Source organism: Methylobacterium sp. D54C (genome assembly GCF_053345595.1).
Genome location: NZ_JBKFAK010000001.1, coordinates 173,352 through 195,033 on the forward strand (window position 1 = coordinate 173,352; position 21,682 = coordinate 195,033).

A 21,682-nucleotide genomic window follows, 5' to 3' on the forward strand; every position below is an offset into this window, starting at 1 on the left:
GCATCTACAACCGGGCGCTCTACGCCACGGAGAAGCGCGAGGCCCTAGACCTGCTCGGCGCCTACCTCACGGGTCTTGAGCCACGCGTCGAGGTCGCCGCGACGGACCCCCAGACGGCGCTCGCTCAGCCGGAGAAGGGTCGGCCCGTTGCCGTCCTTGCACATCCGGCGAAGCGTCGCCGCGCTAAGGCCTAGCTCGCGGGCGGCCGCCTGGAACGGCACGACGTGTCGCGCAGTGTCGGTCATGGCCTCCTCTCCTTCGTCTCATCGCTGCCGGTGAGGGCAGCCAGAACCGCGTCGCGCGCGGTTCCATGATAGGCGCGGGGCAGCGGCGCCCCGCGGATTGTCCTCTCGGCGTGGGTGACGCCGCGGTTCGTCTGCGACTTCGCGCCGGTCAGGATCGGCGGCCCGAATTGCTTCTCCAAGCTATAGGCGACCATCTAATAGTCTTCTCCGCGAACCAAGACGGCTGGGGCCGAGTAATCGACGGCAACCAAGCTGCTGTTCAGCCAGCCCCAGTCGGACGCTTTGTATTCGAAGGGGCAATCTTCCCCGCCTGGAATGTAGTCCCAGTCTGGGAACGTATCTTCCTCGATCCGACGGCTCTTCTCTTTCTCGCTGAGCGGCTCAGCGGCGGGCATCAGCAGAAATTGTCCATCTGCACGGCATGCGAGAACCGGACAGAGTATGCGCTTGCGCTCCGGCGTCGCCTCAGCCCAGATCCGTGCCTCGAAGCGGTTGCATCGACGGCCTCTGTGGTGCCGCGCGATCTTCAGCGCGTAGCCGCCGATGATCAGGACGAGGCGGGTGGTGCCTGCTTTCTTCAACATCACAACCGCACCTCCCCGCCGAACAGATCTCCCTTTGCGCCTTCGGTTTCGGCCTCCGCGCGGAGCTTGCGCGCGATCGCTTCCATGAGCGCGGTCTGACGGTCGGCCAGGGCCTGCGTCATTCGCTTGGCCTCGACCCATCGCGGATAGGCGCGTCGGCGCTGTGCAAGCTCACGCTCGGCGCAAGCGGCGAGGTCGGCGGTGGTGAAGGGCTCAGCCACGGGCGCCTCCCGTCGCGTGGGCGCGACCCTTCGCAATGCACAGCCGAAAAACCTGTCGGCCGCTAGAATGATCGCCTGACGGCGGGCCACTCCGCGTTGCTACGGCAAGCCCACTATGCGTGAGCGATTTCTGTTTCGGTCGGACTGGCGCGCGTCGGATCGCCGTGTTCTGCTGGCCGCCCTGCTCGGCCACTACGCTGCTGCCTATACCTTCTGCGCGGTGACGATGCTCTCCGGGTTCGTAGACGACTTCCACGAACAAGGCTTGTCCGTATTCGCGGGAGCGAGCTGGGGTCGTGCAGCGGAGATCGTCTTGACAGCTCCTGTGGTGACTGGCCTGCTCGGATTTTGGGGGGCTGTCGTGATCAGTCCATCGCTTCTCTTCACTCTGCCCATCACGAGGTGGGCTGCCCGGAAGCTCGATACAGCCGCCCTGCCGACGGTGGCGATCGGTATCGTGCCGGGCTTCTTGATCGGGCTTTTCGTTTTCTGGTCCGCGCCAAGGATCGAACCTGCCTTCCTGGTGTCGTCCGCTATAAGCGGGGCCGCCTTCGCATGGGTTGTTTGGATGCTCTGCATCCGGCCACGCCAGACGTAGAGAGTTCGCAAGTCCCGTAGGCGCCGGGAACTTCGGCTCGCGCGGGATGGTGCTGGCCTCGGCCATGCTCCTACTCCGCGATCAGAGAGATGAGGGCCGAAAAACTGTCCTTTCGATGCGGTTTCACGGATCTAAAAAAATTGACCGGATATACGAAACTGATCACTCAATAGCCTTGTGCTCAGATCCTGTTCGAGGAGGTCCGAGCCATGACGATCACCACCTCGATCAAGGCCGTCGGGCCGGTGCGGGCGACGGAGATGATCCAATCGGCACGAGCTGAGGCCGCGCTCGAACACAGAGAGGGACTGCATACCGTCACGGCGGCTGTGCAAGGGCCCGACGATGAGAGTATTCAGGGGAGGAAGGGCGGTCTGAACCTTCCCCCGGCGCAGAAGCGTGTGGTCGACATCACCGTCTGAGACCGATTCGACCATAGGGCTACTCCGCGGCTGTAAGGAGAGAAGCCGGAGCGGGTCGGGCTGACCGCTTCCGGGCGGGGAAGAGCGCGGGCATGGTCGCCCGGGTCGCCTCCCTGGTTATGCGCGCCACCGAGACCGGTCTGGCTCATCCGCGCCTGCTCCCGGGCGATGCGGATCCGCCCGCCAATTCGGGCGTCGAGGTCGGTGCAGCGCTTCGGGCTGGCCACAGGCGCAAAATATGAGTCGTCGACCAGTGTGCGATTTAAGACTTCCAACGGAGATGAGAGCGATAATCTAGGCGCGAAATAGAAAGTTGAGCGCCTATAAATGCCCCACGAGAGACGCGTCCGCCCGAGAACCGAGACGGACCTGACTGGCCGTATCGTGCCGAATTTCGGTCGAGCCGTGGGCTGCAAGGTCTTGGACCGATCGCCCGGCGGCGCGCAGCTCCGCGTGAACAGCGTCTTCGGTCTCCCTGAGACGTTCATGCTAGAGATCCCGCAGACCGAGGAGCGCATCAACGCGCGCGTGGTCTGGCGCTCGGCGGGCAATCTGGGGGTGGTGCTCGAGGAGCCAGCGCGGCTGTCGATGTAGCGGCGGGCGGACATCAGGCGGCCTCGGCCGTTCCGATCGCCAAGAGGGCCGACGTCCGCTCCGCAACTTCGCCAAGGAAGGCGTGAACCGCGGCCTCGTCGCTGGCGATCTGCGCGTCGTCGCGGCGCAGCCGCTTGACCCACAACCGCAGCGCCGGCGGCACGTTCGGGTGCCACGAGGCGAAGTCGCACCATGCCCGGCCCGTGCAGGCCATCTGCCAGCGCATCTGCGGCCGGTGCGCCTCCGGGATCTCCCCCGCGAGCAGCGTCTCCAGATGGGTGCGCAGCGTCGGGCATTTGAACTCGACGAGGCCGTCCGTACCGACGAGCCGGTCCGGGCTGGCCCCGGCCATTTCGATCGTCGGGTGGTCGACGAACCCGACTTTCACGGTGTCGACGCCGTACAGGAACTCGTAGGCGTCGCAGGCCTGGGGCTCCCGTTCCGAGCCCTCGATCATCGCGGCCGTGAGATGGTGCTGCGTCGCGAGGCCGGTCAGGCGCTCGCCCACGAGCTCCATCAGGTAGCGCTCGCGCTCCGCGGTTGGCTTGCCGTCGCGCTTGACCGCCAGCACGTCGGACACGCGCGAGGCTGTGACCTTGCCGCAGCGGGCGTCCAGCCACGCGGGGCTGCCCTGGATCATCTCCGCCATGTCAGCGACCCTCCGGCCGGGCACGCCGGGCGACGGCGCGCTCGATGGCGTCCAGGGCCTCGCCGTAGAGGCTGGCTGGAAGGTCGGGCACGCTCTCGACGGCGAAGACGCGCAGGAACTTCGCCGGGGCGATGCCGTGCTCGGTGAGAAGGTTGCGCAGCGTCTCCGCCTGTGCGTCCGAGATCACGTCCGCAGACGCGTCCGCTCGGGAGGCCCCGTCGGTGTCGTCCGGATCGTTGGTCAGGGCGATGTTGAAGACCTGCAGGACGAGGTAGCGGCGGGCGTAGGTGATCGCCGACCCGATGCCCTGGATGGGCGTCTTGTTGGCCTTCCCCTGTGCGCCCGCCGTGTCGGGCGGCAGATCCAGGTGGTAGGCGCGCTCGTGGCCGGCCTCGTGGGCGCAGGTGCATATCACCCGCAGATGCCCCTGGATCGGCGACGCCTCGGTGTCGAACGAGAGCGAGAAGCCGTGCCGGGCGATGACCGGCTGCGTGGCCCGCGCGATCGTCTCCAGGCGCGCGTAGGGAGCGCCGGAATGCGTGTTCCGGGCATCGCGCAGGACGCGCGGCAGCTCGGCCTGACAGGCCGCCATGGCGGCGATGAAGGCCACCCGGGCGCGCTCGGCCCGATCTTCCCGGGCCATGACCAGGAACCGTACGACCCGGTCGGGATCGACGTTCGGATCGCGCGCCATCCGCTCGATTTTCGAGAGGACCGTGGCACCCTCGCTCGGCGAGGCCGCTGTCACGGCCTGGGACGCCGCCTCGGTGGCGACGATCTGCATCTGCGGCTGGCTCACCGGCTCCTCTCCCCTCTCTCTTGCTGCTGGCGGTCACCGGCGCCGCCCGGTCGTGATGGTGCCGAGATCGGCCAGGATGGCGGCGCGGTCGGCGTCGGTCTGGGCCAGCCGGTGCGCGTGCAGTTCGGTCACGGCTGGCGGCAGGCCATCGATCAGGGCCTGCGCGGAAGCGAGGCCGCGGACGATCGAGACGCCGCGGATCTCGGCGAGGCCGGAGTCGTCCCGGCCCACCAGCATCACGACGGCGTCGCACAGCTCCTCGGCATCGACGGCCGGGACGGGCAGGACCCGTACGACGTAGCGGCGGCCGGACCGGCCGCGCCAAGCGGACAGGGGCATGATGGGGCTCCCGCGCAGGCCCGCAGTGGAGCGCAGGCGCTCCTCGCGTGGCAGGCGTTTGGCGGCCGCCCGATCGGCCGGCGCGATCTGGAGGGCGAAGCGGCGGGCCGCCTGCTGGTTGGCGATGACGGCCGCCTGCGCGTCCAGTCGATCAAGCCGTTCCTCGAGGGTCATATGATCGAAGGCATGGCCGGCCATGGTCAGGCGGCCTCGCGGATCTGGTCGGCTTCACAATCCGCGATTGCCGCCAGCTCTTCGGCCTCCTCGGCTTCGCGCTCCTCAATCCAGTGGCGTGCGGCCGCGATGCAGTCGAAGCCCTCGGCTTCGAGGCCGCAGGCGCTGCGGACCGCGTAGGCGCGATCCAGAACGACGATCCAGCGGTCCTCAGACACGGATGGGAGGTGGACGCTTCCGCCCGAAGCTGAGGCCCCGAAGGTGAGGCTGATGTGAGATTGGGCGGCTTCGGACACGAGAAGCTCCATCGCGGCGGGCGATGCAGCTTTGTACGCATGAAGCGTACGTATCGTCAACGCATAAAGCGTACGATCGGACAAAACGTACGAACGATCAGGCCGTTTGGCCTGCGGGTACGTCAATCCCTTGTTGAGGCCTGCGCATAAGCCTGCGATCGGCAGGAACGGCCTGACCGCCCGTCAGAATGATTGCCGGTCCATGGAATTCGGCCACGCTCTGAAGCCACTGCACTGCCGAGCGGCGCGCAGGCGGTGGCGGCGAGCGTCGCGGGGTAGCCGACAACGAAGAGGGTATCGAATAGGCCGCCGCGCACGTCCTCTCCGGATCGTGGCGTCGGATCTATGCCGGTCGATACCAGCCCGTGACGATCCCGAGGATGCGGACATGGTCCTCGCCGGCGCCGAAATCGAGCGCCTGCTGGTGATCTGGATGCGTGCTATCCGGGTACAGGAGGACCTGGTCTCCGTCGGACCGGACCTTCTTGATGGTCCACTCGATGAAGTCGCCGCGCGACCGCTCGACATGGACGTATTTCCCGTTCGGCGGTGCGTGCCGGCCCTCTCCGTAGCGCTGACAGATAGCATAATGCCCATCCGGCGCCACTTTATTCAGCGATAGTCCAACAATTCGAAGGACGTACTGCCCGGCTTTATTGACGTAATGCTCGTTCGGGACAGAGATCCAGTCCTCCGGCTCGTCTAAAGACGGGCTTCTCTCCATCCAGTTGCTCGCATGTGCTGGTCCCATGACGGGCAACATGCCGGAACGAATCAGGAGGACGCTAGATGCTGCGTCCCGGGGTTCATGGGGCGGCAGCTTCAAAATTGTGGACGCCGCAAGAGGCATGGTCTCGAGCTGCGCCATCCACGCGCCGTGATCCGCGTCGCCATGCACGAGCACGATCAGTTCGGCCGGCTGAATCGGCGGCGTCCCCTTACCGACAAGAGCGCGGGCGAGCTTGGCCGCCACCTTCGGCTGAAGCGACTCGATCGTCTGATCCTCGAAGTAGCGCTGGATGCTGGATCGGCCCCGGTAACCGGCCTCCCGAGCCACCTGCTCGAGGGACATGCCGGCACGCTCGCGCAGGTGGGCGAGACGTTCCGCGACGGGCCGGGCGCTGGTCGTGACCATGGCGCAGCTATGACGCACAGGGTCGTACGCTTTCCACGTTGACGTACGTACGTTCATTGCGTACGTATCGATGCATGACGCCCGCAGAGCGCATCATCCGGCGATTCGGTGGCATTCGACCCATGGCGTCGAAGCTCCGCGACACGCCGCCCTCGACCATCCAGGGCTGGATGGAGCGCGGCCTCATTCCGATTCGCCGGGCGCCCCAGATCATCGCCGCCTCCCGCGACCTGCCGCGCCCGGTGACGGCCGCCGATTTCATCCCGCGCCGCGACGCGGACGATCCGGTCGATATCGCGCGTGAGGAGGCCGTCTGATGCCGCCCAGTCCACGCCCGCGTAACCGGCTACCGGCCGCCCGACGCCTCGGCCGCGGCGAAGGCCTCGAGCAGAGCGGCCGCGAGGTCGCGGGCCTGCTCGAGGCGCATCCCGACCGTGTGCAGCACGGGCACCGCACGAGCGCGCGGACCCTGCGCGCGGCCGCCGGTGGTCATCAGCACGTAGGGGCCGCCCGGCCCAGGCAACGGCGCCACCAGGAAGCCGTTCAGCGCGTGGATCTCCGGTCCAGTCTCCATCCCGCTTCCCTCCCCCGCGGCACGGCCGCCGGCACCCGCGAATCCCTGCGCGCGCCGGGCGCGCGCCGCACCCGCAGACACCGCGCCGGCCCTGCCCGGAGCTTGGCGCTCGCCGGACCTCAAGCTGGCTTCGTCCTCACGCCCCGGCTGCCTCGCTGGCCGCATCGCAGCCGGGGTGTCGCCGTTCTCCTCCGCCGCTTCCGTCGCCTCCCGTCCGCACGCCGTGCTTCGGCCCCGCCGAGGATCTCGCATGGAGGGCTGATCGAATGCGGTCAAAATCGCGGTGGCGTCGCATGGTGACGGTGGAGCAGGCCAACGAGGTCGCCCGGGATCCGCTCCTGCGGCTCGTGCTGGATCGGAAGGATCGCACGGGCTCGCTGATGGCAGCCTACGACGATGTCGGGGGATGCCTCGGCCGCTCACCGTCGTGGGTGCGCAAGGTTATCGGGCGCGCGGCCGACGTCTCGGTCGGTCTCCACGACTGGCTCAACATCAACACGCTCTGCGCGAGGCTCGATGCGGCGAGCGCGCGGCTGGAGGCCGCGACAGCGGCCCGAGAGGAGGCGCGACGTGCGGTTCGTGAAGCTGCTGCGGTCGCTGGGCCGCTTCGGTCTGGCCGCGATCCGGGACCTGCGGTCGCGCCTGCGCGCGTGATGCCGGGGACGCTGGCCGAATTGCCCCGCGCCCCGGGCTGAGGAATTCCGCCCCTGCGGGGCGTGCCCCGCGCATTCTGGAGGCCCGCGATGGCCGAGAACTCGGACAGCCCCCGGCCATGGGGCGACGCGCGTCCGCTCGCGTCCCTGGCCGCGCCCGCGGTCGCGGAATAGCCCGATGCGCTGGATCCTCATCCGCGCCGGCGCGGTTCTCGGCCGGGGCAGCCGCGAGACCGTGCTGACGCTCGCCGAGCACCACGGTCTCGTCTGGCACGCGACCTCGGGGCGTTCGCCCGAGCCCGGCCGGGGCTACCATCCCGACGGCACGGAACTGCCGCCGCGGCTCGTCCAGGGCGCCCTGATCCTGCCGGAGGCCATGCTGCCGGCGCGAGGCCGGAGGCGCGCGGCATGAACCTCCCGCACGCCATCACCGCGCGCCTTGAGGCGATCCGGCCGGAATACCGGGCACCCCCGCACAACGTCGACGCGGAGCAGGCGCTGCTCGGCGCGATCCTGGTCAACAACGACGCCTATCACCGCGTGGCGGACTTCCTGCTGCCCGAGCACTTCATGAAGGAGGCGCACCGCCAGATCTTCACGTTGGCCGGCGCACTGATCCGGGGCGGCACGGTCGCGACCCCGATCACCCTGAAGACCTTTCTGGGCGATGCCGATTTCGGCGGCCAGACGGTGATCCAGTACCTCGCGCGGCTGGCCTCCGATGCCACCACGGTGGTCAACGCCGGCGCCTACGCCCGCACGATCCACGACCTCGCCGTGCGCCGTCGCCTGATCACCATCGGCGAGGAGCTGGTGAACGGCGCCTACGAGGCCTCGGTGGAGCAGGCGCCTCGCGACCTGATCGCGGCCACCGAGTCTCGCCTGCTCGACCTGATCGACGCGGAGCCGGGCCTGGGCTCCACGGCGCAGAGCGCGGCCCAGTCCGCCGCCTGGATGCGCGAGCGGATCGATGGCCTGCGCTCGGGGCTCATCCGCTCGAGCGCGATCCCGACGGGGCTGCCCGACCTCGACCGCGCCACCAACGGCGGATTCCAGCGCGGCCAGCTCTGGATCCTCGCCGGGCGTCCCGGCATGGGCAAGACGGTCGCGATGACGACGCTGAGCCGCCTCGCCGCCCGTGCGGCCGGCGTGCTCGCCTTCCAGTGTGAGGTGACCCGGGACCAGCAGATGGCCCGCTACCTCGCCGACCTGTCCTATCGGCACAACCGGCCGCTGCCCTTCGGCCGGATCATGGCGGCCGTCGACCTCGACGAGGAAGAGCTGGCGCGCCTCGACGAGGCGATGCAGTGGTTCGAGCGCCTGCACCTCACCCTGACCTGCGAGCCCAGCGTCGGCCTCGCGCAGATCGCCGCGGCCGTGAAGGTCGAGAAGCGGCGCCTCGCCCGGCAGGGCATCGCCCTCGGCGTCGTGTTCATCGACTATCTGAAGTTCATCAAGGTCTCGGACCGGTACCAGGGCAACCGGGTGCTGGAGATCGGCGAGATCACCGGCGGGCTGAAGCAGCTCGCCAAGGCCGAGGACATCTGCGTGGTGCTGCTGACGCAGCTCAACCGCGCCGTCGAGGCCAAGGACCGGGCCGACCGCCGCCCGAACCTCGCGGACCTGCGCGATTCCGGCGAGATCGAGCAGGACGCCGACGCGGTGCTGATGCTCTACCGCGAGGCCTACTACCTGGAGCGCAAGCTCAAGGCCTCCGGGGGCGACCCCGAGATCGGCGCGCGCCTGATCGAGCGGCAGAACGCTCTCGAGCTCATCCTCGCCAAGAACCGCGCCGGCCCGTGCCCCACGCTCGACCTGTGGTGCGACGTGGCCGCCTCCGCCATCGCCCAGACCGCACGAGGCCCGCTATGAGCCAGCATTCCGCCGCGTCCACGCCTTTGCCCGAACCGCTGGTGCCGGCCGACATCGACGTGGACGGGATCCACGGTTTCCTGCTGCACACGGACCGGCTGTTCCATTCGGAGCTGTGGGCGCTCTCGACGGGCGACGAGTTCAAGGCGGCGGTCGCCCTGTGGTGCCACGCCTGGCGCCAGCGCCCGGCGGGCTCGCTGCCCGACGACGACCGGCTGCTCGCCGCCTTCTCGGGGGCGGGCCCGCGCTGGAAGAAGGTGCGGACGATGGCCCTGCGCGGCTTCGTCCTGTGCGCGGACGGCCGCTACTATCACCGGGTCCTGTGCGAGGACGTGCTGCGCGCCGCGGAGGCGAAGGACGCGCGGCGCGAGCGGACCGCCGCGGCCACGCGGGCCCGTCAGCGCAAGGGTGATCCCGAGACGACCCCGCCCGGCGGCGAAAAACCCTATCTTCTCAACGAAACGCCCGACCGTAACGATGGTCGTCACGATCAACGTCACGATCAACGTCACGACCCACGCGACGATCGACGTGACGATACCGTCACGGTCGCCACGCGCGGACCGTTACGTTCACCAAGGGAAGGGGAAGAAGAAGGGAAGAAGAAAGATATACCGGCGGCCGCCTGTGATCCTGTACCCCGCGCGGACGGCGCGCCGCCCTGGAACAACCGGGCGAACTTCGACCGGGTCGAGCACCGGTGCCGGACCGCCCTGCCACCGGGCTGGTGCCTGGACCCCGTCGTCGGTCCGATGGCGCGGCTGGAGGCGGACGGCCTCGACCTCGAGCGGGAGATCGTCCCGGCGATCCTCGACCTCGCGGTCAGTCGCCGCGTGCCGATCCGGACCTGGGCGCTGCTGGCCAACGCGGTCGCCGAGTGCGTCGCCGCCCAGCGCCGGAGCCGCGCCGCGCAGGGCCTGCCCGCCGTGCCGCCGGCGCCGGTACCGCCCGACGAGATGATCGACCTGCCCGGCGGCCTGCGCTGGCCAGAGGCCGACCTGCGGACTTGGATCGCCCGCTTCCGCGAGAACCCGGCGACGTGGTCGGAATCGCTGTTCGGCCCGCCCCCGGGCCAGCCCGGATGCCGGATCCCGCCACGGCTGCTGATCGGCGAGGCCGCGTGAGGGCGCCGCGCGGAGCCGGCCCGCGCCCAGCGGCCGAGGTGTTTTCGTGCGATCGAGGAGTGTGACATGGCTCGGAAGCGCGGAACGAACGGATCCCGGATCAGGGCCGAGCACGCGGTGATCGACCAGAGCCTGACGTGGTTCGTGGTCCACACACTGCCGCTGCACGAAGCCTCCGCCGCCGAGGAGTTCGGGGGTCTGGCCATGGATTGGTGGCTACCCCGCTACCGCGTCACCGTGGTCCGGCGCGGGCGCAAGATCGACACGCAGGCGATCTTCTTCGCCTCGTACCTGTTCGTCGGGCTCGATAGAGACCGTCACGCCGGACGGTGGACCGAGCCGCTGTTCGACAGCCGCCACGTCATCGACGTGCTCGGCCGGCGCGCGCCGCTGGAGATCCCGGGCTCGGTCCTGCAGGCCCTGTCCGATCGGATCGCGGGCGTCGACGAGACGGACCGGGCGAAGCGGCGACGGGAGGCCGCGTTGCTCCAGGTCGGCGAGCTGCGCCGGATCTTGAACGGGCCGTTCATGTCGTTCTTCGCCGAGGTCCAGGATGTTCTCAGCAACGGGCTCGTGCGCGCGGAGGTCAGCCTCTTCGGCCGTGCGACGCCGGTCGAATTCACACCCGACCAACTTGGCGATCCGGTCGCGGCTTGACTTGGGAGTTCGGATCTGAGTCTATTCCGCCCGTGGACGGCCGGATCGTGAGCTGCGCTCGGTGGAGGGTGCGCCTGCCGGAACTACCGGATCACGTGTCAGCGTCGGGACCCTCTGCCCACGCGCGACATGCACAGCCTGGATTCTGCGCGCGATCGGATACCGCTGCTCGGCTGAGCTACCGTGATCAGAATCTCGCCGCCGCGATCCCGAATAAAATAACCCTGGAAACTTGATGCCCCGTGGACGGCCGAAGGGCGCTCGCAACAAGGCCACGGCCGAGATCAAGACGCTCTGCCAGGAGCAGGGCCCGAACATGGTCGCGCGCCTCGTGGCCATCGCCAGCAACGCGAAGACGCCGGAGAATGCGGCTGTCGCGGCGATACGGGAGATCCTCGACCGCGGCTACGGCAAGCCGACCCAGGCCCACGAGCACGGCGGCCTCGGCGGCGGTCCGATCGCGGTCGACCTGACGGGCGCAACCGATGAGCAACTGGCCGCGCTCGGCGCTCTCTTCGGTCCGCTTGCCGCCGCCGGCGCAGCTGCTGGCGGCGATCCGGGCGGAGCAGGCGCGGCGTAGCGAGAGGGCCGAGCGCGAGCGGATCCGGACCCGCAGCGCGTCGCTCGCCGGCTTCGTCCAGGAGGCGTGGCACGTCCTGGAGCCGAACCAGCCCTACGTCCATGGCTGGCACATCGAGGCGCTCTGCGCGCACTTGGAGGCGATCACCCACGGGCGCTTCCTGGCCCTTGGGCTGGAGAACCGGCTGCTGATCAACGTCCCGCCGGGCACGATGAAGTCGCTCATCGTCTCGGTGTTCTGGCCCGCCTGGGAATGGGGGCCGTGCGGGCTCCCAGGCCTGCGCTACCTGACCACCTCGTACAAGGAGGACTTCGTCAAGCGCGACGCGCGGCGCATGCGCGACCTCGTGTCGAGCGCGTGGTACCGGGCGCTCTGGCCCCACGTCGCGCTGTCCCGCTCCGGCGAGATCTCGTTCGCCAACACGGCGACCGGCTCGCGCGAGGGCATGCCGTTCGCCTCGCTGACCGCGGGCCGCGGCGATCGGGTCATCATCGACGATCCGCACTCGACCGAGACCGCCGAGAGCGAGACCGAGCGCGAGCGGACGCTGCGCATCTTCCGGGAATCGGTGACGACGCGCCTCAACGACCCGGCGCGCTCGGCGATCGTGGTGATCATGCAGCGCCTGCACGAGCGCGACGTCTCGGGCGAGATCCTGCGGCTCGGCCTGGGCTACGTTCACCTGATGCTGCCGATGGAGTTCGAGCCGGACCGCGCCTGCCGGACGCCAATCTTCGCCGACCCGCGCACGCTGGACGGCGAGCTGCTGTTCCCCGAGCGCTTCCCGCGGGCAGTGGTGGAGCGCGACAAGGTCCCTCTCGGCGCCTACGCGGTGGCAGGGCAGTTCCAGCAGCGGCCGGCGCCGCGCGAGGGCGGGCTGTTCGACCGGGCGGGGTTCGGGATCGTCGACGCGCTGCCGCCGATCGAGAAGTGGGTGCGCGCCTGGGACTTCGCCGGCACGAGGAAGCGGCCGGGCGCCGATCCGGACTGGACCGTCGGTGTGAAGATGGGCCGCGGGGCGGACAAGCGGTTCTACATCGCCGACGTGGTTCGGGTGCGCGAGACACCCTGCAAGGTCCGCCAGCGGCTGATCAACACCGCCGGCCAGGACGGGGCCGCGGTCGGCATCCGGATCCCGAAGGATGCGGGGCAGGCCGGCATCGCGCAGGCTGAGGACTACGTCACGGCACTCGCGGGCTTCATCGTCAGCGCCGTGGCGCCGACCGGGTCGAAAGAGGTGCGCGCCAAGCCGCTCTCCAGCCAGGTCGAGGTCGGCAACGTGCTGTTGCTGCGCGGGCACTGGAACGAGGCGTTTCTGGAGGAACTGGGCATGTTCCCGGCGGGCAGCCACGACGATCAAGTGGACGCGGCCGCCGACGCGTTCAACGAGTTGGCCGGCGTGCTGCCGGGCGAGGGGCTGATCGAGTTCTACCGTCGGCAGACCGCGGCAAGCTCAGCTTCAGAGAGCCTTCGCCACGGGTGGTCGATGCCGAGCGGCGCGGCCGAGGGCTCGACAATCGAGCTGGTGGCACCGGCTGGCACAGGATCCGTGATCGGCTTGTCGGGGGCACGCTATACGCCTGACACCCATGGGCGTATCGCAGTCGTGACCACGGACGCCGGGCCGCTGCTGGCCTCAGGTTTCAGCTATGCAGCCGAGGCGGTCTGAAGGTCTTTCTTGGGTGTTGAGCGGTCTGTTCGCTTTCCGAAGGCTCAAAAAAGCATCTTTTGAATGCAATCCCCTCTGCTCACGATCAGCTATAACTGCGGATAAGGCCGCATAGCGCACGCCTAAATCGCATCATCCCGACTAACACGATCAGCTCGCGATACACCAGATCAAACCCAAAGTAGAATTAGATTTCAAAATTCAACCAGCGCGGCATTCGCTATCAGGCAAAAATAATGCGCTGCTGTCCAAATATCTTGATCAAACATTAACTGTTAAATTCAGTTTTTAAGGCAAAGTTCTGGGCAGATCTACCGTATAGCGGCATCGGATGATGTCGCAGAAAGATGAGAGCTGTTAAATGTTCGATCTTTGGGGCGATGATCGCGCTAAACTCGAGGCTTTGGATCGTTCGCAGGCAGTCATCGAATTTAAGCCGGATGGCACGATCATCAGCGCCAATCGCAATTTTTTGCAATTGATTGGCTACGAACTGACGGAAATACAGGGGAGGAATCACGCGATTTTTGTTGATCCTGAATTCGCTGCAAGCTCTTCCTATAATTCGTTCTGGACTGCTCTGAGACAAGGCGAGTTCCGGAACGATGCTTTTCGACGGATAGCCAAAGGTGGCCGTGAAATCTGGATTCAGGGAAGCTACAACCCGGTTCTCGACCGAGCCGGCCGCGTCACGAAGGTGATCAAATTCGCGACCGATATCACCGTATCGAAGACGCGAGGCTTGGAGGCGGATGGCCGCCTGTCGGCGCTCGATCGCTCTCAGGCCGTCATCGCGTTCACCCCAGATGGTACGATCCTGGACGCCAACAGCAATTTTCTCTCTGCTATGAGCTACCGCCTGGACGAGATCCGCGGAAAGCACCACTCGATCTTCGTCCCAGAATGCGAACGGGCTGAGGGCAGTTACCGCGCGTTCTGGGCCAATCTCAAGCGCGGAGATTTTCAGACGGGCGAGTACCGCCGCCTCGCGAAAGATGGAACGGACGTCTTTATTCAGGGCACCTACAACCCGATCACCGATGCAGACGGGCGGGTTATGCAGGTCGTTTAATTCGCCGTCGATGTCACGCCGCAGGTCCGCCAAAGGCAGCAACTCGCTGAGGCGCAACGTGCCATCGGCAACGATCTTGACGCGATCGGCAAGGCTGTGGAGGACGTCACGCGTCAGACAGGCGAGGCTGCCGGAACAGTCGGCCGGGTGTCCTCCGACATCCAAGCCGTAGCCACCGGCGCAGAGGAATTGTCTGCCTCGGTCGGTGAGATCAGCCAGCAGGTGAGCCACGCCGCGCGGATCGCCGGCGATGCCGTGGATCAGGCCCGGCATACGGGCGACATCGTATCTGGCTTGAGCGAGCAGGCGGCGCAGATCGGTGCCGTTGTTGGCCTGATCTCTGGCATCGCGGCGCAGACAAATCTGCTGGCGCTCAATGCCACCATTGAGGCTGCTCGAGCAGGACAAGCCGGCCGTGGCTTCGCCGTCGTCGCGACAGAGGTGAAGGCGCTGGCTGAGCAGACAGCGCGGGCGACCGACCAGATCCGCGGACAGATCGCCTCCACGCAAGCTGCAACTCATGAAGCCGTCGGGGCGATCGGGAACATCCAAGCCACGATCCGCACCCTGAATGATGTTTCGTCAGCTATCGCGGTTGCCGTTGAAGAACAGTCGGCGGTGACCCGCGAGATGTCAGGCAGTATGCAGACAGCTTCGCATGGCGTTTCCACTATTGCGTCCGGAATGGACACCATCGCCGCAGCGAGTGCGCAAGTCGATCAAGCGACTCGGCAAGTCCGAGAGGCGGCACGCGCGATTGCTTGAGCAATTGGCAAGCCGTACTGTACTATCGAGTCTGTCTGTGTGATTTCCAATATCGTAGTATTCTCAGGATGATCGGAAACAAAAATCGGATGTAATTTTGAATAACAGTTCAGTAGCATGATCCGCGAATGTCAGATCACGCATTCTTGTAACTGTTAGGGGATGCCGGCAGCCTGAGAATATAATAAGCGTCCGAAGCAATGCAGACGCTATTTTCAACCGATGGAGTGCCGCAGAGGGACCGTTTCCGCCTGTGGCGCGACATCTGCGAAGACCGCCTGGTCCCAATGGCGCAGCAACGCTTGGAAGGCGGCGCCTTTCAGGCTGTCATTGAGGGTTGTCAAGTCGGCGGCCTTGGTTTCACAAAGTTCTCGTTACAAAATTTGCATGCCGCCACCACTCCGCAGATGGTGCGGCATCCTGACAATAAGACAGACAGGCTGTTTATGAGCCTGGTCCTGGCCGGCTCCGTCAAAGCACTTCAGAACGATAAATCGGCGGTCTCTACCACTGGTGATTTTTCGATCAGAGACACGAATGCGCCTTGGACGATCGAACATAGCGGATATAGCGAAGTTCTTGCCATTGAAATACCTAGGGACAAAATCGAAAGTATTATAGGACCTGCGCGACACTTCGCCGGACTGATCGTAGGGCGTCATCTTCCGGTTGCGGCTTTGGCTCGCTCATTCCTTTGTGATCTGGCGCGTACGGCGGACCAGTTGGAGCCCCATTCTGCTGAGCGCATGGCGGCCGTCGGCGTTGATCTCATCGCCGCCAGCATAGCCGAGCGCATGGCAATGGAATCGCCCAAGTCTCTGCGCGGCTCATTGATCGTGCAGCGAGCGAAATCCTACATCTCCGCAAATTTTTCCGATCCGCGCATAGGCCCAGCCGAAGTCGCATCCGCGGCAGGTGTGTCTTTGCGCCAGTTACAGATGCTGTTTCGCGAGAATGGGGATAATATCGCCGCTTGGATCTGGCAGCGACGATTGGAAATGGCGTCTCGGCGGCTTTCAGACCCTGGATGTTCACACCTTTCGTTGGGCGAGCTCGCCTTTGAATGCGGCTTCTTGGACCAAGCTCATTTCTCTCGCCGATTTCGAGCTCATTTCGGTCTCAGTCCGCGCGACTACCGCCATGCCGCACTGACTCGGCAGGCGTAATCCCGGTCTATTGCGTTTTGCAATAACAAGACGTCTAATGGTATGGGATATTTGAGCGACTTGGCGTAGATATTGGGTAAGCACTGACAGATTATTTATAAAAATGGCTAGCGGAGTTAGGACCGTCAGCGGCGGGATGGTCCATAAATTGGGTCAGGCGGTTCGGTTGTGCTCGAAGATATAGCGTCTCATCGACGACTACCGATCTGGAAGACTGTTTCTATGGAACATCGGCTATTATTCTAGTGGATAAAAAATAGGTCGTCAGCGGACAACTCTGATCCACAGCCTTCGATCGCACCCGCACTGCTCTCCAGATCGATCTTCGCGCTCCGCCAAAGGGCAATTGCATTTGGCCTCACCGTCGCGCGGCGGCGTGGCGGGCACCTCGCTCGCTCCGCTGGCCTACACCCTCACCTATGGAAGCGCGGGCGCTGGCTCGATGACCGGCCATGGCTCGGGCTGGTTCGGTCCGTCGGTGCCGATGCGCCCGACCGCGCCCGCGGAGGTCGCCGGCCGCCGCTTCGACTACCCGACCGGTTACAACCTCAACACCACCGCGCGCGCCTACGAACCGGTCTCGTTCGCGCAGCTGCGCCGGCTCGCCGACGGCTACGACCTGCTGCGGCTCGTGATCGAGACCCGTAAGGACCAGGCCGCCCGGATGAAATGGGCGATCAAGCCGCGCGACAGCGGAAAGCTGGCCGCCGCGAAGACCGCGGCAGTCACGGCCTTTCTCGCCAAGCCCGACGGTATCCACCCCTGGACCGACTGGTTGCGTATGGGCCTAGAGGACGTGTTGGTCCTCGACGCCTGGACAGCCTTCAAACAGCGCTCCCGCGCGGGCGACCTCCTCGCCCTGGAGCCGATCGACGGTGCCACCATCAAGCCGATCCTAGGCGAGGACGGCCGCGTGCCGATGCCGTGGGTGCAGGGTGGCCAGACAGTCTGGCCCGAGGCGTACCAGCAGATCCTAAAGGGCCTGCCGGCGGTGAACTACACCGCCCGCGAGTTACTCTACCGCCCGCGCAACCTGCGCACCGACCGCGTCTACGGCTCCTCGCCGGTCGAGCAGGTGATGACCACCGTCAACATCGCCCTGCGCCGACAGGTGATGACCCTGGAGTACTTCACCAGCGGCACCGTGCCGGACGCGCTGATCGGCGTTCCCGAGACCTGGGGCCCGGACCAGATCGCGACCTACCAGACCTACTGGGACTCGCTCTTCACCGACAACCTGGCGGCGCGCCGGCGCGCCCGCTTCGTGCCTGGCAAGGTGGCGCTCCACCAGACCAGCGAGCCCCAGCTCAAGGGCGAGTTCGACGAGTGGCTGTCGCGGGTGGTGTGCTTCGCCTTCTCGATCTCGCCCCAGGCGCTGATCAAGCAGATGAACCGCGCCTCGGCCGACACGCAGAAGGAACTCGCCGAGGAGGAGGGCCTCGCGCCACTGCTCGACTGGATCAAGGGCGTCCTCGACGAGGTGATCGCCGACGACCTCGCCGCGCCCGAGCTTGAGTTCGCGTGGCAGGAGGACGAGCAGATCGACGAGGCCGCGCAGGCCGAGCGCCTGCGCGGGCTGAGCGCGGGCGGTCTGATGCGGCTCAACGAGGGCCGCAAGATCCTGGGCCTCGATCCCGATCCGAGCCCGGCCGCCGACGTCCTGATGGTGATGACCGGCGCCGGCCTCGTGCCGATCGACGCGAACACGCTGGCGGGCAAGAAGGCGGCGCTCGACGCGTTCGGGCCGCCGCCCGGGGCGAACGGATTCGGTAGCTCCGGGCAGGCGGCCGAGGAACAGGACGACGGACCGTCGGACCCGGTCGCCAAGTTGCTCGGTAAGTTCGACGAGGCTCAGCCGCGGGACGCGCGCGGCCGCTGGACCGATGGCAGCGCAGGCGGCGAAGCGGATGAGGCCGCCGAGCGCGCCGCGTTCAAGCGCACCGTCCTGCGCACCGCGATCGGCGGGGCGGTGATCGCAGGAGGCGCGATCGTCACGGCCGCGTCCGGCGGCACCGTGCCGGCCGCGGTCGAGGCGGCAGTCTGGATCGCCGAGAACTACCTGCTCGGCGACGCGCTGGTCACGGCTGGTCGCCACATCGGCGCGCATCTCGGCTACGACGACGACGAGGTCGCGCACATGCTCGACCAGCTCGCCGGCGCGGTCGGGGTCGGAAAGGCGGCCGGGAACGCCGCCGCGGGCGAGCGGATCCGAGACCAACTCGCCCAGGTGGTGGACGCCGCGCTCGACGCGATGATCGCTACCGTCCGCGACGCGGGCCTCGACGCCGACCGCCGCAGCCCCATCGTGGCTGCCCTGGAGGATCTGCGCGGCCGCCTCACGACGCGGATCGCGCATCTGCCAGCGCCGGCCCACAAGGCCGTCGGTGCGGCACTCACCAAGCGGCGGGTGTGGAGGCCGGCCGATCCCGTCCCTTTCGACCGGCCGGCCACGCGCCGGGCCATGCGTGCGATTGCGGAGCGACTGGACAGAGCCCTGGCTGCTGCCCGCTCTGACGTGGTCGCCGGGCTGCGCGGGTTCGGCAAGCTCGCCAAGGTCGGATCGGAGCCCGACGACGCCGACGCACTGCGCCGCGCGCTGGACGACTTTCTCGACGCGCTCGACTTCGCGGATCTGCGCGCTGTCGCGCCAGAGGTGGCCGACGAGCTGGAGGCCGTCGCCGCCGATGCGGGCCGCAGCGCTCTGGCGCAGATTGGCGCCGCCAGCCGTGAAGAGCTGGTCGACCGCGTGAACGCCCGGGCGGTCGCCGCAGCCAGGGCCCGGGCGGCCGAGATGGTTGGGATGCGCTTCGACGCCGACGGGCGACTCGTGCCGTCGGCCGACGCGCGGATGGTGATCACAGAGGCGACTCGCGACCGGCTGCGCGAGACCATCGCGTCAGGCCTGGAACGCAACCTCGGCCTCGACGCCATCGCGGAGGCGATCGAGACCGACTACGCTTTCTCGGAAGAACGGGCGGCGCGTATCGCCGAGTACGAGGTGGCCAGCGCCAACGGTGCGGCGTCGCTGGAGAGCTACCGGGGGGCGGTCGCGGACGGCATCGCGGTCCGCAAGGCTTGGTGGGCTGAGGAGGGCTGCTGCGCGGTCTGCCAGGCCAACGCGGATGCCGGCGCGCTCGCACTCGACGAGGCGTTTCCGAGCGGGGACGACGCGACACCCGCGCATCCGTCCTGCCGCTGCGTCGTGGTGCCGGTCGTCGCGGAAGACGCGGCCGTTGGCTAGGGGCGCAGTCCGCCGAAGCTTCCGCGGGGCAAGCCTTCCCAACCCAAAGTCGACACCGCTTCCACGGCCGCCGCACGCCTCGGCCAGGTCTTGAGCCGCGGCGGCACCACGTACCCGCCGGAGCCCCTCATGCCCGAGCTGTCCCTGTTCCTGCCGCTGACCAAGGTCGATGCGGCCAACCGGCTCGTCTACGGCTTGGCCACCGCCGAGGCCCCGGACCGGGCCGGCGAGGTCTGCGACTACGCCTCGACGAAGCCGCTCTACGAGAAATGGTCGGGCGGGATCGCCAAGGCGACGGACGGCCGCTCGCTGGGCAACCTGCGGGCGATGCACGGCAAGGTCGCAGCCGGCAAGGTCACGCAGATCGCCTTCAACGACGACGCCCGGCAGATCGAGATCTGCGCGAAGGGGTCGACGACGCGGAATGGAAGAAGGTCGAGGAGGGCGTCTACACCGGCTTTTCGCAGGGCGGCGCCTACGCCAAGCGCTGGCGGGGGGAGGACGGCCTGATGCGCTACACGGCCGACCCGAGCGAGGTCAGCCTCGTGGACCTGCCCTGCCTGCCCTCGGCGACGTTCCAGGTGCTCAAGGCCGACGGCGCGGCTGAGACGCGAGCGTTCGCGGAATCCGTGCGGATCGCCGCACCGCCCGAGCCTACCAACGCGGACGTCTTCGCCAAGGCGGGCGAGCTGGCCGCGGCGGCCGGTCGGCCGGGCGAGGTCGGCGACTTCGTGGAGCCGGCGCGCGAGGCGCTGGTGAAGGTGGCTGAGGCGGCGGCGCTGGCTGAGGCGCGACCCGCCCCCGAGCCACCGCCTGGATCCGCACCCGCGAGCGAGGGCGAGGTCGAACAGGTCTGGAAGGCGAAGGACGGCAGCACCTTCGCCAAGAAGTTGGACGCGCTGGCGCACAATGCCCGCGCGGACGCGGAAGCCTCGGCCCGGGTCGCGGCCGGCCCGGTGCTCGACGCGCTGTCCGACCTGGGCAAGCGACTCGAGGCCGCGGACGGCGAAGCGGCCGCCTCCGGCAGCGCGGAACAGCCTCCGGAGCGAGCGCGCAGGCGCGACCACGCCGAAGCCGGCAAAGCGGCTGACGGTCCGGACCTCGCCAAGGACCTCTACGGCGTGTCGCGATTCGCGGTGCTGCTGAGCGAGATCAAGAGCATGGTCGGCTCGGCGGTGTTCGACGTGGTCTACGCCGACGGTGACGCGGCGCTGCCCCGGCAGATGAAGGCTTGGGCCACGCAGGGGGTGGCGCTCCTGCAGGCCATGGTCGCGGCCGAGATGTCGGACCTGATGGACGACGCGCCGACCGACGCCGCGATGGCGTTGGCCGCCGACACGCTAACGGACACCGCCTACGACGCGCTGGTGAAGGCGGTCGCGGCCGACAGCCCGGCCGGTCGGGCGCTGGCCAAGGTCGGCGCGCGCAACAGCCGGGCTGACCAAGAGCGGATCCAGCGCATGCACGACGATGCTTGTGGCCTCGGTGCGACCTGCGGCGCGGCGGAGAAGGCGGCCGGCGGCAGCCTCGACAAGGGCGGCGCGGCGATCGAGGCGGTGCGCGCCGAACTCGCCAAGATGACCGGCCAGCGCGATGCGCTGCAGAAGACGCTGACCGACGAGGTGCTGCCGCAGATCGCGGCGCTGGCGAAGATGGTGGGGGACCAGCCCGTGCCGCGCCACCTCGTGGGCCGCGCCGTCACGAAGGGCAGCGAGGGTGATACCGGTTCATCTGACATCCCGTCCGCGGACGCGATCCGCGACCACCTGGCCAAGATGAGCCCAGAGGCGCGCGCGGATCTGCTGATCAAGGTCTCGCACCAGAACCCGCAGCACCTCCCGCTCGCGCGCTGAGGCGTTCAGATCCGCTACCTGCGTCCGGTGACGCGCGACGGCGTGCAACCCGACTCGGGCACCGGGATCGCCGTCGGCGCAGCTCCAAGGCAGTCAAATGTATTCGGTCTGGCAAGTTCGGTGCAAGGCATCGATCAGACACATCGGCCGACACAGGCATCACGCTGTACGGGAATGCGAGGCGCGATGGCTCGGTTGCTGTCAGGAGCGGATCCTACACTTATCGAGTGACACGAGTGTCCTTGACCAAATCCGTAACGCTTCTACGGATCAGATATTCGGTGCCTTCTCCGCGTCATCCCATTCGAGCGCTGGAACACTGATTTCTGCTTGAAGCACAATCGCTAGAACCGCGACGACGATCAGGCTCGCACCACAAAACAGCGCCACGCCGACCATC

General features: G+C 67.4%; 26 protein-coding genes and 1 pseudogene. 16 read left to right on the forward strand and 11 right to left on the reverse strand.

Annotated features, from left to right (window positions below):
• Positions 1-44: 44 nt before the first annotated feature.
• Genes ACLBYB_RS00895 through ACLBYB_RS00910 form a run of 4 tightly spaced genes read right to left on the reverse strand, consistent with a single transcriptional unit; the run spans position 45 to position 1,050 of the window.
• Positions 45-245, reverse strand: coding sequence for a helix-turn-helix transcriptional regulator (locus ACLBYB_RS00895; protein WP_447697548.1), 201 nt, complete (start codon positions 243-245; stop codon positions 45-47).
• A complete protein-coding gene (locus ACLBYB_RS00900) occupies positions 242-439 on the reverse strand; it encodes a hypothetical protein (protein WP_447697549.1) in 198 nt (65 codons plus the stop codon). The genes ACLBYB_RS00895 and ACLBYB_RS00900 overlap by 4 nt, the downstream gene beginning before the upstream one ends.
• Positions 440-829: a hypothetical protein gene (locus tag ACLBYB_RS00905; protein WP_447697550.1), complete on the reverse strand. Its 390-nt coding sequence runs from the start codon at positions 827-829 to the stop codon at positions 440-442.
• Complete coding sequence (locus ACLBYB_RS00910) at positions 829-1,050, reverse strand: hypothetical protein (RefSeq protein WP_447697551.1); 222 nt, start codon at positions 1,048-1,050, stop codon at positions 829-831. The genes ACLBYB_RS00905 and ACLBYB_RS00910 overlap by 1 nt, the downstream gene beginning before the upstream one ends.
• 115 nt (positions 1,051-1,165) lie before the next feature.
• On the opposite strand from ACLBYB_RS00910, the gene ACLBYB_RS00915 reads away from it, so the two are divergent.
• The 3 genes from ACLBYB_RS00915 to ACLBYB_RS00925 all read left to right on the forward strand — a co-directional run bounded on the left by ACLBYB_RS00915 (position 1,166) and on the right by ACLBYB_RS00925 (position 2,664).
• Positions 1,166-1,648, forward strand: coding sequence for a hypothetical protein (locus ACLBYB_RS00915; protein ID WP_447697552.1), 483 nt, complete (start codon positions 1,166-1,168; stop codon positions 1,646-1,648).
• 209 nt (positions 1,649-1,857) lie between these two features.
• Positions 1,858-2,070 (forward strand): hypothetical protein, encoded by a 213-nt coding sequence (locus ACLBYB_RS00920; RefSeq protein WP_447697553.1) that lies wholly within the window; start codon positions 1,858-1,860, stop codon positions 2,068-2,070.
• 327 nt (positions 2,071-2,397) lie between these two features.
• Entirely contained in the window at positions 2,398-2,664 is a 267-nt protein-coding gene (locus ACLBYB_RS00925) for a PilZ domain-containing protein (protein ID WP_447697554.1), read from the forward strand.
• 13 nt (positions 2,665-2,677) lie between these two features.
• Here ACLBYB_RS00925 and ACLBYB_RS00930 read toward each other — a convergent pair whose 3' ends face one another.
• The 5 genes from ACLBYB_RS00930 to ACLBYB_RS00950 form a co-directional block, all read right to left on the reverse strand.
• The gene (locus tag ACLBYB_RS00930) at positions 2,678-3,313 is read right to left on the reverse strand and encodes a lambda exonuclease family protein (protein WP_447697555.1); all 636 of its coding nucleotides are present in this window, start codon (positions 3,311-3,313) and stop codon (positions 2,678-2,680) included.
• A gap of 1 nt (position 3,314) precedes the next feature.
• A complete protein-coding gene (locus ACLBYB_RS00935) occupies positions 3,315-4,112 on the reverse strand; it encodes an ERF family protein (RefSeq protein WP_447697556.1) in 798 nt (265 codons plus the stop codon).
• A 33-nt stretch (positions 4,113-4,145) separates the two neighbouring features.
• The gene (locus ACLBYB_RS00940; RefSeq protein WP_447697557.1) at positions 4,146-4,649 is read right to left on the reverse strand and encodes a hypothetical protein; all 504 of its coding nucleotides are present in this window, start codon (positions 4,647-4,649) and stop codon (positions 4,146-4,148) included.
• Positions 4,650-4,651: 2 nt separating this feature from the next.
• Positions 4,652-4,921: a hypothetical protein gene (locus tag ACLBYB_RS00945; protein WP_447697558.1), complete on the reverse strand. Its 270-nt coding sequence runs from the start codon at positions 4,919-4,921 to the stop codon at positions 4,652-4,654.
• 343 nt (positions 4,922-5,264) lie between these two features.
• Complete coding sequence (locus tag ACLBYB_RS00950; RefSeq protein ID WP_447697559.1) at positions 5,265-6,056, reverse strand: helix-turn-helix domain-containing protein; 792 nt, start codon at positions 6,054-6,056, stop codon at positions 5,265-5,267.
• Between the two features lie 74 nt (positions 6,057-6,130).
• Here ACLBYB_RS00950 and ACLBYB_RS00955 point away from each other — a divergent pair, with 74 nt between their 5' ends.
• Positions 6,131-6,373, forward strand: a complete 243-nt coding sequence (locus ACLBYB_RS00955) for a carph-isopro domain-containing protein (protein WP_447697560.1) — start codon at positions 6,131-6,133, stop codon at positions 6,371-6,373.
• 29 nt (positions 6,374-6,402) lie between these two features.
• On the opposite strand, the gene ACLBYB_RS00960 is transcribed toward ACLBYB_RS00955, so the two are convergent.
• Positions 6,403-6,630, reverse strand: coding sequence for a hypothetical protein (locus ACLBYB_RS00960; protein ID WP_447697561.1), 228 nt, complete (start codon positions 6,628-6,630; stop codon positions 6,403-6,405).
• A 293-nt stretch (positions 6,631-6,923) separates the two neighbouring features.
• On the opposite strand from ACLBYB_RS00960, the gene ACLBYB_RS00965 reads away from it, so the two are divergent.
• From ACLBYB_RS00965 to ACLBYB_RS01020, 12 genes and pseudogenes are all read left to right on the forward strand, one after another.
• The gene (locus tag ACLBYB_RS00965) at positions 6,924-7,325 is read left to right on the forward strand and encodes a hypothetical protein (protein WP_447697562.1); all 402 of its coding nucleotides are present in this window, start codon (positions 6,924-6,926) and stop codon (positions 7,323-7,325) included.
• A 136-nt stretch (positions 7,326-7,461) separates the two neighbouring features.
• Complete coding sequence (locus ACLBYB_RS00970; RefSeq protein WP_447697563.1) at positions 7,462-7,695, forward strand: hypothetical protein; 234 nt, start codon at positions 7,462-7,464, stop codon at positions 7,693-7,695.
• Positions 7,692-9,155 (forward strand): DnaB-like helicase C-terminal domain-containing protein, encoded by a 1,464-nt coding sequence (locus ACLBYB_RS00975; protein ID WP_447697564.1) that lies wholly within the window; start codon positions 7,692-7,694, stop codon positions 9,153-9,155. The genes ACLBYB_RS00970 and ACLBYB_RS00975 overlap by 4 nt, the downstream gene beginning before the upstream one ends.
• Complete coding sequence (locus ACLBYB_RS00980; RefSeq protein WP_447697565.1) at positions 9,152-10,279, forward strand: DUF1376 domain-containing protein; 1,128 nt, start codon at positions 9,152-9,154, stop codon at positions 10,277-10,279. The genes ACLBYB_RS00975 and ACLBYB_RS00980 overlap by 4 nt, the downstream gene beginning before the upstream one ends.
• Before the next feature lie 66 nt (positions 10,280-10,345).
• On the forward strand, positions 10,346-10,936 hold the full coding sequence (gene nusG / locus ACLBYB_RS00985) for a transcription termination/antitermination protein NusG (protein ID WP_447697566.1): 591 nt from the start codon (positions 10,346-10,348) through the stop codon (positions 10,934-10,936).
• Between the two features lie 235 nt (positions 10,937-11,171).
• Complete coding sequence (locus ACLBYB_RS00990; RefSeq protein WP_447697567.1) at positions 11,172-11,516, forward strand: hypothetical protein; 345 nt, start codon at positions 11,172-11,174, stop codon at positions 11,514-11,516.
• A complete protein-coding gene (gene terL, locus ACLBYB_RS00995; protein WP_447697568.1) occupies positions 11,422-13,185 on the forward strand; it encodes a phage terminase large subunit in 1,764 nt (587 codons plus the stop codon). Before ACLBYB_RS00990 ends, terL begins: the two co-directional genes overlap by 95 nt.
• A gap of 361 nt (positions 13,186-13,546) precedes the next feature.
• Positions 13,547-15,022: pseudogene (locus ACLBYB_RS01000) on the forward strand (methyl-accepting chemotaxis protein).
• Positions 15,023-15,222: 200 nt separating this feature from the next.
• Positions 15,223-16,188 (forward strand): helix-turn-helix domain-containing protein, encoded by a 966-nt coding sequence (locus tag ACLBYB_RS01005; protein WP_447697569.1) that lies wholly within the window; start codon positions 15,223-15,225, stop codon positions 16,186-16,188.
• A 376-nt stretch (positions 16,189-16,564) separates the two neighbouring features.
• Entirely contained in the window at positions 16,565-19,429 is a 2,865-nt protein-coding gene (locus ACLBYB_RS01010) for a phage portal protein (protein WP_447697570.1), read from the forward strand.
• Between the two features lie 129 nt (positions 19,430-19,558).
• Positions 19,559-19,939, forward strand: coding sequence for a hypothetical protein (locus ACLBYB_RS01015; protein WP_447697571.1), 381 nt, complete (start codon positions 19,559-19,561; stop codon positions 19,937-19,939).
• Positions 19,939-21,282, forward strand: a complete 1,344-nt coding sequence (locus ACLBYB_RS01020) for a hypothetical protein (protein WP_447697572.1) — start codon at positions 19,939-19,941, stop codon at positions 21,280-21,282. The genes ACLBYB_RS01015 and ACLBYB_RS01020 overlap by 1 nt, the downstream gene beginning before the upstream one ends.
• A 270-nt stretch (positions 21,283-21,552) precedes the next feature.
• Here the strand turns inward: ACLBYB_RS01020 and ACLBYB_RS01025 are convergent, their stop codons facing one another.
• The gene (locus ACLBYB_RS01025) at positions 21,553-21,681 is read right to left on the reverse strand and encodes a hypothetical protein (RefSeq protein ID WP_447697573.1); all 129 of its coding nucleotides are present in this window, start codon (positions 21,679-21,681) and stop codon (positions 21,553-21,555) included.
• Position 21,682: the final 1 nt, after the last annotated feature.

Bases quoted from the DNA above. Each gene is read 5' to 3' on its own strand.
- ACLBYB_RS00980 (WP_447697565.1), top strand. From the start codon at position 9,152: ATGAGCCAGCATTCCGCCGCGTCCACGCCTTTGCCCGAACCGCTGGTG.
- ACLBYB_RS01025 (WP_447697573.1), bottom strand. From the start codon at position 21,681: ATGGTCGGCGTGGCGCTGTTTTGTGGTGCGAGCCTGATCGTCGTCGCG.
- ACLBYB_RS00950 (WP_447697559.1), bottom strand. From the start codon at position 6,056: ATGGTCACGACCAGCGCCCGGCCCGTCGCGGAACGTCTCGCCCACCTG.
- ACLBYB_RS00965 (WP_447697562.1), top strand. From the start codon at position 6,924: ATGGTGACGGTGGAGCAGGCCAACGAGGTCGCCCGGGATCCGCTCCTG.
- terL (WP_447697568.1), top strand. From the start codon at position 11,422: ATGAGCAACTGGCCGCGCTCGGCGCTCTCTTCGGTCCGCTTGCCGCCG.
- ACLBYB_RS00920 (WP_447697553.1), top strand. From the start codon at position 1,858: ATGACGATCACCACCTCGATCAAGGCCGTCGGGCCGGTGCGGGCGACG.
- ACLBYB_RS00975 (WP_447697564.1), top strand. From the start codon at position 7,692: ATGAACCTCCCGCACGCCATCACCGCGCGCCTTGAGGCGATCCGGCCG.
- ACLBYB_RS00990 (WP_447697567.1), top strand. From the start codon at position 11,172: ATGCCCCGTGGACGGCCGAAGGGCGCTCGCAACAAGGCCACGGCCGAG.
- ACLBYB_RS01005 (WP_447697569.1), top strand. From the start codon at position 15,223: ATGCAGACGCTATTTTCAACCGATGGAGTGCCGCAGAGGGACCGTTTC.
- ACLBYB_RS00955 (WP_447697560.1), top strand. From the start codon at position 6,131: ATGACGCCCGCAGAGCGCATCATCCGGCGATTCGGTGGCATTCGACCC.
- ACLBYB_RS00970 (WP_447697563.1), top strand. From the start codon at position 7,462: ATGCGCTGGATCCTCATCCGCGCCGGCGCGGTTCTCGGCCGGGGCAGC.
- ACLBYB_RS01015 (WP_447697571.1), top strand. From the start codon at position 19,559: ATGCCCGAGCTGTCCCTGTTCCTGCCGCTGACCAAGGTCGATGCGGCC.
- ACLBYB_RS00915 (WP_447697552.1), top strand. From the start codon at position 1,166: ATGCGTGAGCGATTTCTGTTTCGGTCGGACTGGCGCGCGTCGGATCGC.
- ACLBYB_RS00940 (WP_447697557.1), bottom strand. From the start codon at position 4,649: ATGGCCGGCCATGCCTTCGATCATATGACCCTCGAGGAACGGCTTGAT.
- ACLBYB_RS00905 (WP_447697550.1), bottom strand. From the start codon at position 829: ATGTTGAAGAAAGCAGGCACCACCCGCCTCGTCCTGATCATCGGCGGC.
- ACLBYB_RS00960 (WP_447697561.1), bottom strand. From the start codon at position 6,630: ATGGAGACTGGACCGGAGATCCACGCGCTGAACGGCTTCCTGGTGGCG.
- ACLBYB_RS00895 (WP_447697548.1), bottom strand. From the start codon at position 245: ATGACCGACACTGCGCGACACGTCGTGCCGTTCCAGGCGGCCGCCCGC.
- nusG (WP_447697566.1), top strand. From the start codon at position 10,346: ATGGCTCGGAAGCGCGGAACGAACGGATCCCGGATCAGGGCCGAGCAC.
- ACLBYB_RS00930 (WP_447697555.1), bottom strand. From the start codon at position 3,313: ATGGCGGAGATGATCCAGGGCAGCCCCGCGTGGCTGGACGCCCGCTGC.
- ACLBYB_RS01020 (WP_447697572.1), top strand. From the start codon at position 19,939: ATGCGCTACACGGCCGACCCGAGCGAGGTCAGCCTCGTGGACCTGCCC.
- ACLBYB_RS00925 (WP_447697554.1), top strand. From the start codon at position 2,398: ATGCCCCACGAGAGACGCGTCCGCCCGAGAACCGAGACGGACCTGACT.
- ACLBYB_RS00900 (WP_447697549.1), bottom strand. From the start codon at position 439: ATGGTCGCCTATAGCTTGGAGAAGCAATTCGGGCCGCCGATCCTGACC.